The 15,516-nt window shown below is 34.5% G+C and carries 19 protein-coding genes; 14 read left to right on the forward strand and 5 right to left on the reverse strand.

Annotated features, from left to right (window positions below; translation table 11 throughout):
• The 4 genes from AC220I_RS00065 to AC220I_RS00080 are packed head-to-tail and all read right to left on the reverse strand — an operon-like array spanning position 1 to position 3,342.
• Positions 1–1,806: a hypothetical protein gene (locus tag AC220I_RS00065; protein WP_486721792.1), complete on the reverse strand. Its 1,806-nt coding sequence runs from the start codon at positions 1,804–1,806 to the stop codon at positions 1–3.
• Positions 1,806–2,138, reverse strand: coding sequence for a baseplate wedge protein 53 (locus AC220I_RS00070; protein ID WP_486721793.1), 333 nt, complete (start codon positions 2,136–2,138; stop codon positions 1,806–1,808). The genes AC220I_RS00065 and AC220I_RS00070 overlap by 1 nt, the downstream gene beginning before the upstream one ends.
• A 9-nt stretch (positions 2,139–2,147) precedes the next feature.
• The gene (locus tag AC220I_RS00075; RefSeq protein WP_486721794.1) at positions 2,148–2,750 is read right to left on the reverse strand and encodes a hypothetical protein; all 603 of its coding nucleotides are present in this window, start codon (positions 2,748–2,750) and stop codon (positions 2,148–2,150) included.
• A gap of 1 nt (position 2,751) precedes the next feature.
• On the reverse strand, positions 2,752–3,342 hold the full coding sequence (locus tag AC220I_RS00080; RefSeq protein WP_486721795.1) for a nucleotidyl transferase family protein: 591 nt from the start codon (positions 3,340–3,342) through the stop codon (positions 2,752–2,754).
• A 146-nt stretch (positions 3,343–3,488) separates the two neighbouring features.
• Between AC220I_RS00080 and AC220I_RS00085 the strand changes: the two genes are divergently transcribed.
• The 13 genes from AC220I_RS00085 (at position 3,489) to AC220I_RS00145 (ending at position 11,725) form a co-directional block, all read left to right on the forward strand.
• Complete coding sequence (locus AC220I_RS00085; protein ID WP_486721796.1) at positions 3,489–4,001, forward strand: hypothetical protein; 513 nt, start codon at positions 3,489–3,491, stop codon at positions 3,999–4,001.
• Between the two features lie 38 nt (positions 4,002–4,039).
• Positions 4,040–5,098 carry a metallophosphoesterase gene (locus tag AC220I_RS00090; protein ID WP_486721797.1) on the forward strand — a complete coding sequence of 353 codons (1,059 nt, stop codon included), beginning with the start codon at positions 4,040–4,042 and terminating at the stop codon, positions 5,096–5,098.
• On the forward strand, positions 5,095–6,900 hold the full coding sequence (locus AC220I_RS00095) for a hypothetical protein (RefSeq protein ID WP_486721798.1): 1,806 nt from the start codon (positions 5,095–5,097) through the stop codon (positions 6,898–6,900). The genes AC220I_RS00090 and AC220I_RS00095 overlap by 4 nt, the downstream gene beginning before the upstream one ends.
• On the forward strand, positions 6,900–7,280 hold the full coding sequence (locus AC220I_RS00100; protein WP_486721799.1) for a hypothetical protein: 381 nt from the start codon (positions 6,900–6,902) through the stop codon (positions 7,278–7,280). The genes AC220I_RS00095 and AC220I_RS00100 overlap by 1 nt, the downstream gene beginning before the upstream one ends.
• 46 nt (positions 7,281–7,326) lie before the next feature.
• A complete protein-coding gene (locus AC220I_RS00105; RefSeq protein WP_486721800.1) occupies positions 7,327–7,818 on the forward strand; it encodes a crossover junction endodeoxyribonuclease RuvC in 492 nt (163 codons plus the stop codon).
• Positions 7,818–8,120: a hypothetical protein gene (locus AC220I_RS00110; protein WP_486721801.1), complete on the forward strand. Its 303-nt coding sequence runs from the start codon at positions 7,818–7,820 to the stop codon at positions 8,118–8,120. The genes AC220I_RS00105 and AC220I_RS00110 overlap by 1 nt, the downstream gene beginning before the upstream one ends.
• Positions 8,117–8,410, forward strand: a complete 294-nt coding sequence (locus AC220I_RS00115; RefSeq protein WP_486721802.1) for a hypothetical protein — start codon at positions 8,117–8,119, stop codon at positions 8,408–8,410. Before AC220I_RS00110 ends, AC220I_RS00115 begins: the two co-directional genes overlap by 4 nt.
• A complete protein-coding gene (locus AC220I_RS00120) occupies positions 8,410–8,598 on the forward strand; it encodes an FmdB family zinc ribbon protein (protein ID WP_486721803.1) in 189 nt (62 codons plus the stop codon). The genes AC220I_RS00115 and AC220I_RS00120 overlap by 1 nt, the downstream gene beginning before the upstream one ends.
• A gap of 2 nt (positions 8,599–8,600) precedes the next feature.
• Complete coding sequence (locus tag AC220I_RS00125) at positions 8,601–8,798, forward strand: hypothetical protein (RefSeq protein ID WP_486721804.1); 198 nt, start codon at positions 8,601–8,603, stop codon at positions 8,796–8,798.
• Entirely contained in the window at positions 8,791–9,231 is a 441-nt protein-coding gene (locus tag AC220I_RS00130; protein ID WP_486721805.1) for a cytidine/deoxycytidylate deaminase family protein, read from the forward strand. The genes AC220I_RS00125 and AC220I_RS00130 overlap by 8 nt, the downstream gene beginning before the upstream one ends.
• A 2-nt stretch (positions 9,232–9,233) precedes the next feature.
• Complete coding sequence (locus AC220I_RS00135) at positions 9,234–9,431, forward strand: hypothetical protein (RefSeq protein WP_486721806.1); 198 nt, start codon at positions 9,234–9,236, stop codon at positions 9,429–9,431.
• Positions 9,428–9,745 carry a hypothetical protein gene (locus tag AC220I_RS00140; RefSeq protein ID WP_486721807.1) on the forward strand — a complete coding sequence of 106 codons (318 nt, stop codon included), beginning with the start codon at positions 9,428–9,430 and terminating at the stop codon, positions 9,743–9,745. The genes AC220I_RS00135 and AC220I_RS00140 overlap by 4 nt, the downstream gene beginning before the upstream one ends.
• 384 nt (positions 9,746–10,129) lie before the next feature.
• A complete protein-coding gene (locus AC220I_RS00145; protein WP_486721808.1) occupies positions 10,130–11,725 on the forward strand; it encodes a helicase C-terminal domain-containing protein in 1,596 nt (531 codons plus the stop codon).
• 247 nt (positions 11,726–11,972) lie between these two features.
• Here AC220I_RS00145 and AC220I_RS00150 read toward each other — a convergent pair whose 3' ends face one another.
• The gene (locus AC220I_RS00150) at positions 11,973–12,767 is read right to left on the reverse strand and encodes a T4 family baseplate hub assembly chaperone (protein ID WP_486721809.1); all 795 of its coding nucleotides are present in this window, start codon (positions 12,765–12,767) and stop codon (positions 11,973–11,975) included.
• Between the two features lie 97 nt (positions 12,768–12,864).
• On the opposite strand from AC220I_RS00150, the gene AC220I_RS00155 reads away from it, so the two are divergent.
• Complete coding sequence (locus AC220I_RS00155; RefSeq protein WP_486721810.1) at positions 12,865–15,501, forward strand: hypothetical protein; 2,637 nt, start codon at positions 12,865–12,867, stop codon at positions 15,499–15,501.
• The last annotated feature ends 15 nt before the right edge of the window (positions 15,502–15,516 follow it).

Consider the following 15,516-nt stretch of genomic DNA (forward strand, 5'->3'; position numbering starts at 1 on the left):
TTAACATCCTGACTGTTGTGGATCTGCATTAGCATCACTAACAACATCACCTGATTTTAAATCTTCTTTCTTCGTACCTGAGGATGATCCATCATGTGGTGTTTTTTGATCTTTTGCCCCATTTCCAGGTTTAGTCTTTTCTTTTTCTTTTTCTTTGTTAGGGATTTGAAAATCAACAGGCAGACTTATCATTTCAATAGTTTGTGTAAACCCACCATCTTCAAATAAACTGTCTACACCAAACATATAATAATAACCTTGATACCAAAAAGGCTCTTGGTCGAACTCAGTAACTGAATCTGTTGCAGGCATAAAGATGTTTACTTTACACAATGCTGGTGTTGTATCATAATTTTTCATTATTCCACCATTTTCACCAAACTCTACAGCTTCATTGTTTTTTGCTTTTGATGGTGGACGCTGTAAATTTGCCATCATTGCAGGATTGCCTGCGATGGTAATAGATGCATCTAGTCCTTCTATACCAGCAAATCGAGACAGCATTTGCTGAAAGTTTGCTGACGAAGTTGGATATTTAGAATGTTTCGCTAAAGTAGTTTTATCAACATTTGAAAATGGTAGAACCACTTTTCGATTCTTTGAATTTGGTGATACAGTTGCTTGAGTTGCAGATGGCTTATTATCAGAATTATGGTCTTTTGGTGTATCTGCAACAGAATTTGTTGGTGTTAGTGTTGAAATAAAGACTATGCCTAAAGCCATTTTAATATCAAAGTCTAGTATATCAACATTCTTTCCCGAAAAAATATAATCAAGTTCTAAAACATTTCCAGGCTCAGCTGTGATAGATTGTCCTGTAGATAGAGCATCAAATACTGAAATAGGAACTTTATATCGATTAATCACATAGGTGATAGTTACTTTATCATCTTTTGGTTCAACAACAGAATTAATTTTAAAAGAATATCGGTCTTTTGCGTTACCTTCATCAAGAACTTTCTTTGATGCATTCATTATTGTTTCAATAGCCGATTCGATCGTAGCATTTTTTCCGAATCGAATTATTGGATTATTTTCTGCAGTATCAGTTGTTTGATCTTTAGTTGCATCAATTTTATATTCATCGCTTGTGTATGGATCTTTTAGATCAAATAGATATTCTACTTCTTTAAATTCAATATCACCTAATTCATTTGTAATACATTCTTTAAATTCTGAATATGCAAATTTCAATGTTGACTGCAACGTATCAATAGCCTTTTTGATCGTAGCATCTTTTTCTAATCGCAGAGCTGCAATGTTTTGGATTGATGAACTATATGATGGCATAAATGCTGCACCATTAACAAGTGGCGCAAAACGAATATTATACGTTGCACCCGTAATATCGAAATTGGCCGTTAGATCATACAGAATGAACATTGCAGCTGGGACATTATTGATTTCTTCACGTTGATTATCTTTTGTATAACCAACAAACATTGTTTTTAGTACATACACTGCACTTGTTGAATCAATACCAAATTCTGTATAAGCCTTTTCTAATTCATTTAAGAAACGAACACCACGAGGTTCTTGGATAACAACTTCACCTTCAGTCATAATAGTACCTGAATAATGTTCACCAGGAATATTAGGTGCTATAACAGTTGACAGTTTTACCTTATTGGCAACAAAACGGGCATTCTTGCGACCATCAACTAATATCTTATAACCACTTCCACTTGAATCAAATCTATTTGAATTGACTAAACTTTCAGCAACACTTGTGTTTTTACATACTGCAAGAATATGATGATATGAATATGTTCTAAAGTCTGCTAAAAGATTTTTTGGTTTTGACATTATACTTTATTTCCACCTGTCGAACTAATTAGAATTTCACGTGAAGTACGGGATTGTGTTGGTAGTCGAATTGTTTTCCCAACTACAAATTCAGTAGTTACATCTAAGATTGTATTATACTGTAAAACTAACCAAATTAAATCTCTGTTTCCATACATATCGTATGCAACTTTATCTGGGCGTTGATGATACTCAGCAGTAATCTCTATCACAACATCATCATCTTGCCATTCAAAAATATTACGTTCCCACCAACCTAGACGTTGACTATATCGATCAGTCACTCCACCTTGCACATAACGTGAATTTCGTTTATCTGTTGAATTTGCCATTATCTATCCTTAGAAGTTTGTCAAGTCACCTTTACGGTAAGCTGCTAAATCAAAATTTGAATAAGCTGTTGGGGAATGAGTTTCTGTTAAGTTCATATCAACTGTCATTATTGTTGGAAAGGGTTCACCTGTAGATGTTGCAATGTAATCAACATCAGCTGGATATGGTATACTTAATTGATTAATTATTACAGGAACTTTATAAATGTGTCCACGTGAATTAGCATCCGAAAAGGCTGACAAATACAAAACTTCTGGTGGTGCACCAAATGCTGTTTCACTACCCCCACTTACATCCTTACCAAAATGAGGCATCGTCCAACCACGCATTGTATTTAATAGTTGCAAGTTGGACGTAGCTTCGGCTATAGTTCGTGAAACAATTTTAATGTTACTAATATTAAAAGTTCGTGACGATGAAGACTGAAATGTTTGAATATTTCCAGGCATATGAACTGGATCCAATGATTTATAATTTACATTTCTATTTTCAATAAAATCTGGAACTACGCGAAATACAACACGATATCCTGTTTTTGATCCAACCAATCGAATTTTGAATGGATTATCTTCTGTAGTCTCACTTGTTGGAGACTTTCCACCTAAAGCCATTTTATACTCCTAATCCCTTTTTAACGGCATACATTAAACGACGAGCAAATGCGCCAGTCCAACCCGTTGCTGCTCGAAACATCCCTATATCTTCATGAATAGCAGCATCACGAGCCTTAGTCGAGCTCATTCCAGCTGCATCCGTTGCATCTGGATCTCTATATCCAGCACTTACTATTTTAAAGTTTTCGATATGTTGTTGTGCAAAGGGTGTTAAACGACGTTCAAATTCATCAACACGATCAGCCCCAACTATAAATGTTAAATCACTGTACCCATGTTCAACTAGCCATTCAAAAGCCTCAAATGGTGTTCGAATACTCTCTTCAACTATAAAATTTGTATCAGGGAAACATTCGTTTAAGAATTGCATCTTAGTATTAAAATCAAGTGGATTTTTCTTTTTATCATGAGTTTTAGATGGAAAGATATAATAATCGCCCATCTTTGCATATTGCTTCACTTGGTTAATTAGTTTAGCATGTCCCATATGAGGAGGGTTAAATCGACCAAACGTAAACACTCCAGTCTTGATATCCAATTGACTTCTTGGGCGTTTTGCTGCTTCGTATAAAAATTTTAGCGTTTTCACACTATCTCCTCAAAATTAGTGAATTTTATAATTTGTATTTATATAGTGTTGACCTTCGGCAAAACACGGGGTATAGTCACCAAAATAAAATAAAAATATACGGCCCTCAACCATATATAATATGCTTAGGGTAACAGGAGAGTTCAATGGCAAGTACCACAACCACAACTACTGAAAAGAAAGCTGCGCCAAAGAAGAGAAAAACCAATTATTTAAACAACAAAGATCTATTAGCTGAAGTCATCACAAGTAAAGCTCAAGGCGAAATGACAAACAAATTAGCCCACATGTTAGTTTTATTGTGTGCACGTTATGCAAAACGTGGACAATTTGCAGGTTACACCTTTAATGATGATATGCAGAGTTTTGCAATGTATATGTTGGTTAAAACTTGGTCTACTTTTAATCCTGAAAAAAGCCAAAATCCATTTGCATATTATACTCAATGTATTAAAAACTCCTTTCGACAATACTTGAATCAAGAAAAACGTCAACGTGATATTCGCGATGAATTGCTTGTTAAGAGTGGGTATTCACCATCATACACTTATATGACGGAATATGAACAAGCCCAACAAGAACAAAAAAATGATTTAAGTGAGAATATTATCGTTGAAGATGGGCTTGACTTATCCAGGGATGAGTCCGATAATACGTAATTAAAAAACACGTATAATAACAATAATAAAGGTGTTCAATGAGTAAAAATTCTCATCCCCTTCTTAAGAAGGGTGCATACTTTTCGGACATACATTTTGGAAAGAAGGCTAATAGTCATCTCCATAATGAAGACTGTATGAACTATATCACATGGTTTTGTGAAAATGTTCAGGATGATCCTGAAATAGATCATATTGTGTTCATGGGTGATTGGTTTGAAAATCGTAGTGCTATTAATATTGCTACAATGAAAGTTGCCTACTTAGCCGCAAAAAAACTTAATGACCTTGGATTACCAGTATATTTTATTATTGGTAATCATGATCTATATCACAGACACACCCGTGAAACTCACTCATTAATGGCTTATCATGAATTTGATAATTTTGAAATTATTGAAGAGTTAACTATTAAAGATAATGTTCATGGTGGGTTATTATTATGTCCCTTTCTATTTCATCAAGAATATCCTCAGCTAAAAAAACATAAAAAAATTAATACTTGGGCTGGGCATTTTGAATTTCGAGGTTTTGTTGTTACAGGTGCAGATATGCGAATGCCTACAGGACCAGAAGCAAAAGATTATGTTGGACCTGATTTTATTTTTTCAGGTCACTTTCACAAACGCCAAATTCAAGAACATGTTATCTATATTGGTAACACTTTTCCAATGGATTACGGTGATGCTGGTGATTTTAATCGTGGTATGATGGTCTATGATTATATTGAAAAAGAACCAGTATTTTATGATTGGGTTGAATGTCCCAAATATATTAAAACAACATTGTCAGACATCATTGATAAAAGTGTCCAACTTGTAGAACAAGCTCGTGTTCGTTGTGTTGTGGACATTCCAATCAGTTTCGAGGAATATTCTTTCTTAAAAGATAAGTTTCATGATGATTATCAACTTCGTGAAATTACAATGGAAGAGTCTCCTGAGATTGCAAATGCTTTATCTGAGACTGAAACTACAGTTGACACAAATTCTCTTAAGAGTGTAAATGAATTAGTTTTACAAATGTTAGGTGAAATTAAATCTGATCATATTGATAACACTGTCTTAACTGAAGAATATAACGCACTAAAAGCATGATTCGTTTTATTAGTCTATCAATTCGAAATTTCCTTAGTTATGGAAACAACACTACGATTGTCAATTTAGATAAATCTGGAACTACACTTATTCTAGGTGAAGATTTGGATAATACATCTGAAGGTCGAAGTGCGAATGGTGTTGGTAAAACTGTTATATTAAATGCATTAGTTTATGCTTTATATGACAAAGCTGTCTCAAATATTTCCAAGGAAAATCTAGTAAACAATATCAACAAAAAGCACATGGAAGTGTCCCTTATATTTGAAAAAGATGGAACCTATTATAAAATTTGTCGTTGTCGAAAAATGAAAGCTGGGGCTGCAGGTAATTATGTTAAATTGTTTGAACACAAAGGGAGTGCAAAATTTAATGAAGATGCAGATGACGAAGATAATGATGATATCACACCCGATAGTATCGGTAATACCAATGCTCTAATTGAAAAAATTATTGGCTTTCCATTTGACCTTTTTACAAGAGTTGTTGTATTTTCAGCATCCAAACAACCATTTCTAGAATTACCATCGAATCACACTACTCAGACAAACCAACGTGATATTATTGAACATCTATTTGGTTTGACTATTCTTTCTGATAAAGCTAATATTTTGAAGAAACGAATGAGCGACACTGAAAGTGATATAGAACGAATTAACATTCGTTTGCAGCAAGTCAAGCGCGAACACGATCGACACAATCAACAATTAACTTCAGCCCAAAATCGATTAGATAACTGGGAAGACCAACGTCAAGATGATATTCAAACTCTTGAAAATAAATTAAACCGAATTGTTGATATTGATTTTGATCATGAACGAGAACTTCACGATCAATTAGCTGAAGTTGATTCTTATATCCGAACTAGCATTGATGAGCAACGACAAATTGAATTAGAAATAGGTATTCAAAGTAAAAAGCTTAAAAAAGCTTCAACTAAGATTACACACTTAGTTGATGAAAAATGCCCATACTGTTTACAAAAGTTTGCTGATGCTCCAAGCAAAATTGCTGAAGAGCAAACAATTGTAGATACAGCTCAAGATCAAATTGATGCTTTATCAAAACATTTAGATATTGTTGATGAATCCTTAGAGACAGCAACCAAAAATCATAAAAAATTAAAAGGTGAGATTTCGGTTAACAATTTAGAAGAACTAATTGAAATCAAAAACCAAAGTCAGAATATTTTGGATCGAATTGAAGAATTAAAAAATATGCCTAATCCTCATATCGAATCTCTTGAAGAGTTACAAAAACTCGAATTAGATCCACTAGAATATGAAGAGATGAATGTTTTAACTAAAAAATTAGAACATCAGAAATTTTTATTAAAATTATTAACCAAGAAAGATAGTTTTGTTCGTAAAACACTGTTAAACAAATACCTACCATTTTTGAATAATAGGTTACAAGAATACTTGACAAAACTTGGATTACGACATACAGTACGATTTACAACAGATTTAAAAGCTGAGATTACCCAATTTGGTCGACAATTAGATTTTGGTAATCTATCAGCTGGTCAACAAGCACGTGTTAATTTAGCATTATCCTTTGCATTTCGCGATGTGCTTCAAACATTACACACAAGTGTAAATATTATCATGTTTGATGAAGTACTTGATATTGGCTTAGATACACTTGGTATTCAAATGGCTGCAAAATTACTCAAGACAAAAGCTCGTGAAGAACAATTAAATTTGTATATTATTTCTCATAGAGATGAATTAGGGGCTGCTTTTGATAACTGTTTAATTATACAATTAGAAAAAGGTTTTTCATATATTAAGGAAACATAATGAAATTAGATGATTTAGAATTTGAATTAGACAAAATGTCATTCGATAAAGGTGATATTTTACTAGCAACATTGAAAGCAGGTAAACACTCACCTCCTGTTCAAGCACAAATGTTACGTACATTAAACGATAATTTACGTAATTTTGAACAATTGCATGATGTCGAAATACTAGTTATGACCGATGCAGTATCGTTTAATGTATTATCGATGCAACCGAACGATCGATTAGTTATTACAATCGATTGCCCTGACATGATGTTTGAAAATTACAAAGTTGATTTAGAATTTAGTGATTTTTATCAAAATCTAAAAGCTGAAGGTTTTGATATAATGATTACTAATAAAAATTTAGTTGAGAAGATTGATAATATAAATTAGTAACCTAAGACTAAACCCTTGTAAATAGTCCCTAAAGGAGGTGGCTATGATAGTAATGGGTTTAGATCAAAGTTACACAAAATCTGGTATAGTGATCTTGGAGAAAGGTAATCCAAATATGATTCACTATGAAAAGTATAGTTCAGATACCAACAAAGATATTTTTGAACGTGCATGGGATATCTCTCAACATATTTGTGAGCTTGTGAAGATACATCACGTTGAAAAAGTATATATTGAAGGGTTAGCGTTTGGTTCACGTGGAAATGCAACACGTGATCTTGGTGGACTACAATTTACAGTCGTAACACAATTACGATTTGCTGGTTTGCAAGTACCTGTTGAGATTATTGCTCCAACTACTTTAAAAAAGTATGCAACTGGTAATGGTGGGAAGACTACTAAAAAAGAAGATATGATAAATGCTTTACCACCCCATATAAAAAATAAATTTTTGGTTGATTTAGGGGTAAAGAAAACGACTGGATTAGATGATATGGCTGATGCTTTTTGGTTAGCCGATTTAGGAGTTAAATAATGTTAAAGGTAATAATTGATTCTAATGCTACACCTGTTCTACAGTTGCAAGCACGTCGAATGGAATTCTATGGTGAAATTACGCACTTTGGATTAGTATTTGAAGGAAATATTCCTGCGATTCAAGACTTTATAAAAGTACTAATGTATGAACAAGTTAAATCAACATTTGATATAAACATACAAGTAGATGACTACGTATTTGTTGATTGCAATCTTCTTGCAGCCGAGTGGGCTGATTTGTCATGTTTTACAGACGAAAGTGAAATTACTTTAACATTTTCAGCCGACAAAAAATTATGAAGTTTAAGAATTTTTCGGAACTACGACAATTTCTTGTTGATCAAATGATTGCTGAGCATGGAAAAATTATTGATATTGCAGCATGTTCAACTGTGATTGAACATCCAGACTGCATTAAATGGCAAATACAACGATATAAGCCAAATGCTGTCCGTGAATGTTTATATTATTTAGATCGACAAACAAAAACAGGCTATATAGATATCGCTTGTGTATATGTTGATCTACGTGGTCTTAGACCAAAGCTAATTTCAAAAGGTGCATACTTCTTAATGGGAGGAACAATTTAATGCCAACTTATAGTTATCGTTGCAAAGAATGTGGACACGAGTTTGATATTCGTCAATCCATGAAAGATGAGGCATTAACAACGTGCCCTGAATGTAAAAAGGAAGAGTTACAGAAAATACTTACACCTTCTGGAGGATTTCGAATTTTTGGAAAAGGTGTATATAAACCTACCAGTAGACCGGATTAATTATGAAAAAGATGAGCAATGAATTGCGAGAATTGAACGACGAATTATTACAACAAATTCAAGAGCAAGAACGACTACTTGAACAAAAAACTTTTAGTCCAGCTGAGCGACAAATGATTGAGCACAGTCTTGATTTGGTAAAAAATGTTTATAAAATGAATATTGAATTAATTGATTTAATGAAAAAACACAATGACTAAATGGGATTTACGATTTTTAGAGATGGCTAAGATGGTTGCATCTTGGTCTAAAGATCCAAGCACTAAATGTGGTGCGGTTATTGTTCGTCCCAACAAAAGTGTATGTTCTGTTGGATTCAATGGCTTTCCACAAGAAATGGAAGATAAGATTGAATGGTATTCGGACAGAAATGAAAAGTATAGTCGAATTATTCATAGTGAAATGAATGCAATATTATTTTCACAAGATGTAGATATGCAAGGTTATACTTGTTATGCCTATCCTTATTTGCCATGTGATCGTTGTACTGTTCACTTAATACAACTAGGTGTAAGTCGATTTGTTTGTCCGAAACCAACACCAGATTTAGAAACTAGATGGCATGATTCGTTACAACGAGTACGAAGTTATGCATCAGATACCTTTAAAATAGATGAGTATGATTGGAGTTAATAATGAGAGAAGTTACATTAGTTGATGGAAAAATTTTATTAGATGGTGTCGATACAGGCTATGTTTGGTCTGGAGATGCTCAAGGTCATTTGCGTGATGAAATGGCTTACACAATTATTGCAGATATGGAAACCGAATTTACGATGTCAGCCCAAGAAAAGATGTATTTGTTTGGATTACTATTTGAGGTTGCAGTATGAGTGGATGCTATTGTACTGGAGCTTGTCACAAAACTGGGAAGTGTCCAAATAGCTCAGAGCCAAGTATTGCAGAGCAATTAGATTTATTAGGCTATAAATTGCGATCAATAAGAGAAAATTATATATTTCCAACTGGCAATTTAGAAAAAGATAATGAATTTTTAACATTTGTTGTTCGTGGAATGCGAGTTAAGAAACATGAAGATTTTTATGACTGCTATGTACCTGGTATTGACTTGTACCGAGAACCAACTGAAACAGAATTGAAAGAAGCCCTAGAATTAATAAAAGAATATTTTTTACCACATTTATAAAATAACAATAAAAAATTAGCGGATGTGTTCCTGGCTATTAGATTAGCAGGATACCAGATGTTCGATACAAGGAGTGTTGAATTAGGTATGCTATTACTATCGGTGTATGTTGGCGACTAAATAACCAAACGTCCAATCTGGCAGTGAACCTTGCAGAGTGAGACCATGCCTTTAAAATTTATATTTTATAAAACCATTATGATGTTAGGACATTAGGTGGGCTTACCGTTTGCTCGCCTTGAAAAATTTTTTGATTTTTCTAAACGGGGGATTAGGACTATCACTATTTAAAGAGAAATGCGAAGCAGAGAAAAAGATAAGTAGTCATGAGAAATACGTAGTATTTCGATTGACTTGCGAAGCACATCTTGCTATAATTACTTAATGAAACAAGAAGAACTACAAACTAATATACTTGATTACTGGCCTATTTCCTCACCACCTCGTGATATCCAACTAAAGGCTTTTGCGTGGCTAGAATCTGAAGAAGTTAAAAATGCCAAATACTTATTCCTTGAAGCACCTGTTGGTTCAGGTAAATCTTTAATTGGCATGACATATTCTGGCTATCTTACATCTAGTAAAGGCAATTCTTTTATCCTAACACCACAAAGAATACTACAAACTCAATATGAGAATTCATTTCGCAATGACTTGTTGTTTTCTTTATATGGCAAGTCAAATTATTCATGTGCAAATCACAACACAACATGTGATATAGGTAGTTTATTAAAACCTACATGTGAGGCATGCCCACAAAAAATTGCAAAACAAAAAGCTCTTGTTTCTCCTAATGTTGTCCTTAATTACTCACTAGCAATGCTGCATTTTGCATACCTAGATCATTTTAAACCACGCAAATTGCTAGTTGCAGATGAATGCCATGTGTTGGAATCCCAACTAACAGAATTTGATGCTATAGGAATAACTAGACCTAAAGCAATGAAACTGGGTGTCAAATGGCAAAAGCACAAAGATATTACTTCAGCTCATTCTTGGGTTGTCACTCAATACCTGCCTCGTTTAGAAGATGCATTCGCTGATTTAGAAGAAATTTGTAAGCCTTTAGTTCTTAAGCATAATCTAACTCCAGATGAAATTTACTTACTTCGTGATTTGAATAAAACCGAAGAACACCTAGCTGAAGTATCTGAATTGAAATTTATTCAGCCTAATACATTAACTTCTGAGTACGTATTAGTTCATGATAACATGTCAGTCAAATTCAAGAGATTATCTGCAGCTAAGTCATTCAATACAATTATGAAACCGATGGCTGAGAAATTTCTATTCATGTCATCTACAATTTTAAATCACAAAGGCTTCTGTCGTGATCTAGGCATTAATCCAGATGAAGCTGCATTCTTATCACTTGGCTCTGAATTTCCAATTGAGCATAGACCCGTGTTTTATATGCCAACTATGAAGATGAATGCTCAGTGGAAATCAGATGATAACAAAGCAAATCGGGCTCAATATATTCAAGTCATTGAGAATTTACTGGATATGCATGCAGACGATTCTGGTATAATTCATACAGCTAATTTTGCAATTGCTGAGTGGTTAACTGAAGAGCTAAATGCAAAACACCATCGAATTTTTCAACATAATCCAGAATCCAATTTAGATCGCAATCGAGTGATTAATTCATTTCAGGATTGTCAAAAACCCAGTTTGTTGATTAGTCCAAGTAGTACCGAAGGTCTAGACTTAAAAGATGATTTAGCGAGATTTGCAATATTTGCAAAGATTCCTTTTGGATACTTGGGCGATCAATGGATTCACGCTCGAATGAGCCTTTCGATGGAATGGTATCAACGACAAGCCCTAATACAGTTAATTCAAGGTTGTGGACGTATTGTTCGATCATCAACTGATTGGGGTAATACTTACATCCTCGATGGTTCATTTGGATACTTATACAACCAAACAGCACACGTTCTTCCAAAATGGTGGAAGGATGGCTATAAGGTTATGTAATTATTTCAACTGCTGAGAAGTTACATTAACGATAATAAGTTTGGCATTTTTGATATTTCTTTTAGTCTCTCTGAAACAAATTCATCTATCAAATATCGTTCACCGTAACTTTTCAGTAACATCTCATCATACGAACATCCATGATACCAATGTGATAGCCTAATACAAGATTTTACAATATCTTCTGCATCATGTTTAAGACGATTAAACATCTTAATTATTTCAGTATGATTCCCACTTCTCAGCACTAAGAAAAAAAACTTAATGGATTAATTGGTGTTGCTGCTGTAAATTCTTCCTCACAATCCTTACAAACCATTTGAGCTTCAAATACAACACCCCAATCTGATGCTTTATCTAAATATTGAGAAATTTCATGAATCCAAGGTGATGGAATAACATTTAACCATTCAGCAATAAAGTGTCTTTCAGTCGTGCCATCTACAGACTCAATAACATCAATTAGTGATGCAGTAATCGAATCACGAATTTGTTCAGGTGTGGATAGTTTGCTCTCATCAATTTGAGAAGCCCGAATATAATCTGCAAATCGTAATGGCTTAATTACTACTTTCTGACCATCTCCAACTGTAAAGTTATAGGATGTTGGATCAATATGTTCAAGAGTTTTCGCTCTTTGTAGATAATTATTGATTGAAAACATATAACTATGTTTCTTTGCATCTTTACATGAGTGAGTGTATTCTAATTCAATATCAGCGCCAAATGTAACTTTTCTAAGGCAGACCATTAGATAATCTACATCCTTAGTGAATAGTCTCATTGGTTTGAGTATTGAAGGAATACAGCGACTAAATACTTCTTGAATAGCATCACCATTCAATAGTTTATCAGGAGTCTTTAATACGATTTCATCTAAGGCAGTTAATGGATATACATGCACTTCCCCATTTTTTACAGACGATGCAAGTTCGCCATCTTTATATAGGGTACCCCCAGATGGAAGTCTAAAGGTTTCTCCTGGAATACGAACTTTTTCCAATAAAGGGTTCACAGGTGGTTGGACTATGTCTTCTGACATTTTACTCTCCTCTTTATAATATCTTTATTATGTATACATATTTACCTCTTTAAAAATCAGGGGTTGAAAGGTAGTTTACGGTTAATAAATAGATATTATGGCTGCTACAAACGACGACTTATTACGAGCATTTAACGAAGTTGCATCACAATTGCGAAAGCAAAGTGATGTGCTAAACGGCATACTGCGTAATAATAAAACACAGCCAAAACAAAATACTGCTCAGCAGCCCACAGCTGCTCCAAATATACGTGCAGCAACAATGCGTCAAGCACAAGCATTAAAATCTATTGAACGTTCTCAATCCCAATTTAACAAAGCAATTGGAACTCTAGACAATATTCAACTCGATAAAGTTCCAGATATGCTTAATGCAGCAATGAAAAAATCTGGATCTGTATTTGTTCGTGAAATGAGCGAGAATATTAAGAATCTAGAAGATGTATTTAAAGCTCAAGATCAAGCAAAGGGTCTAAAAGAATTATCAGCATTAATGCATTCTATGAAAGCAGGTGAGTTAGAGAAAGAAAAGTTTCTAGCATTATTCAAACAAAAAGTAGAAGATGCTAATATCGACCTGACTAAATTTACATATACTTTACAAGATTTTGCTAAATTTGCAATTGTTAATGATAAAGCTAAACAAGGTATTAAATTAACAAAAGAAGAACAAAAACTTCAGAAAGAATCAAATAAAGCAATGAAATCCTTGAATAAGGAAGCAGATGAGCTTAGTGATTCTTTTGAAGAGGCTAGTGATAAGATTGCCAAAGCAGCGGATAAGTCTAGTAGTGGATTAGCAAGAGGTGTATGGAATTTTGTTAAGTCTATTGGTGCAGCAGCTGTTGTTGGTGGAATACATTTAGGAAAAGAATTAAAAGAAGCTGGTGATGCAGCTAATCGGTTTGGTGTTGAAGCTCACTTTGGTGCTTTCTCAATGGGAATGGTACCAGAACAATTATCTGAATTAGCTGCTGCAAACCGTAAAACTGTAAATGCTTTGGGTGGTGTTGATAAGTGGCTTGGAATTGTAGGTAGTGGATCTAAACCAACAGCTGAAGCAATTCAAGCATTGGGATTTTCTGCTGATCAAGCCAAAACGATTCTAAGTAAAATTCCAACTGATATGCCTGGTCGCACTGTTGCATTAAGAGATTCATTCACAGCATTAGCTGGTGGTTTAGAAGCAGGTAGTCGTGTTTTGGCAGGATATACTTCGAATGTTCGTGTAATGGGCTCAGCCTCTATGGATAATGCTAAAGCGATTGATGAAGAAGCATTAATGGCAATGAGATTCAAATATCAACTTGGTATGACTGCAGATGCATTTGGTGACTATACGAAAGGATTATTAAAAGATAATGCTTTAACCGCTCAACGTGTTCGTATGGGTGCTAAAGAACAAAAAGGTATTATCGATTCTGTTCGTCAGCGTCGTCGTGAACTTGAAGTGATGGGCTTATCCGCCGAAGCCGCAGAAGAAATGGCTAAACAGTTTTCAAAATTTGCAGCCAAGTCTCCACTCGAAAGATTAAAAGAATCTATTAGAACTCGTGCTTTTGCTTCAGCAATGGGAATGGGCAAACAAGGTGAAGAACTATCACAATTGAAAATGCGTGAACCTTACATTAAAGATGCCCAAGAACGTGAAAAGGTTCAAAAACGTATTATTGAACTTCAACAACAGATTGCAGATAAAACAGCTAAATCTCAAAGTTCATTTACAGGTGATTTAATTACATCAGCATTGATGCAGAAAACAAACATGCAAGAACAATTTGGTCTAGATTCAGCTGCAGCCCAAGCACGTGTTGCCGAAGGTAGAAAGCAAGATGATATGACAGATAAGCAAATTCTTGCAATGAATAAAGCCTTTTCTCCATTAGGTAAATTTGGTGACACTATTGGAATGACTGGTGAAAAGTTTGTTTTATTTTCTGAAAGTGTAGATAAATTTGCTGCACTAATGAAAGGTCCAGGTGGTGCTGCCGCATCAGGTATTGGAACAGCTGCATTAACTGGACTTAGTGGTGGCGCTGGTGGGTTATTTGGAAGTCTTTTAGGTGCACTTGGCTTAGGTAAAATATTTCCTGGTCTTGGTGGCGGAGGTGGAGGAGGTGCCGCAGCAGGTGGTGGACTAGTCAACAATTTAAAAGGTGTTGGTATGAAAATTGGTCGTGCTGGTGCTGTTGGCTTAGTAAGCTATGTTGGATATAAAATAGGCGATACGATTGGAACTGCTATTAAAGATACTTGGGAAGAAACAGATCCTGAAAGCTTCATCAGTTTTGGCGATACGTTAGGTGGTACAATTGATACTGCTCTTTCTTGGATGGGTAGTGATGCAGCTCAACGTAGATTAGACATTGCAGAACAACAAAAAATTCAAGCAGCTGAAGAAAAATCACGTCAGGAATTTCTAGCAAGACGTCAAGCCCAAATTAAAGAATCTAAACTTAATGGTGATAAACCTGATCAGGCTACTAAACTTGAAGAACTTAAAGCCGAAATGAAAAAGGCAGCTGCTGAAACTGTTGCTCAACGACAAGCGAAAGCTGACCGTATGAATGAGATATTTCAACAAATGATCGAAAACCAAAAGACTCAAGGTACTACAGTTGAAGAGCAGGTACAATTACTTGAACGTATTGCAGATACACTTGATGATAGTAATAATGTTCAACGAAAACAATCCAAAAAACCTCAACTTACACGTCTTCCGGGTCGAAAGTAATCCCTCGTTCTAAAT

Source organism: Fusibacter sp., from assembly GCF_057447755.1.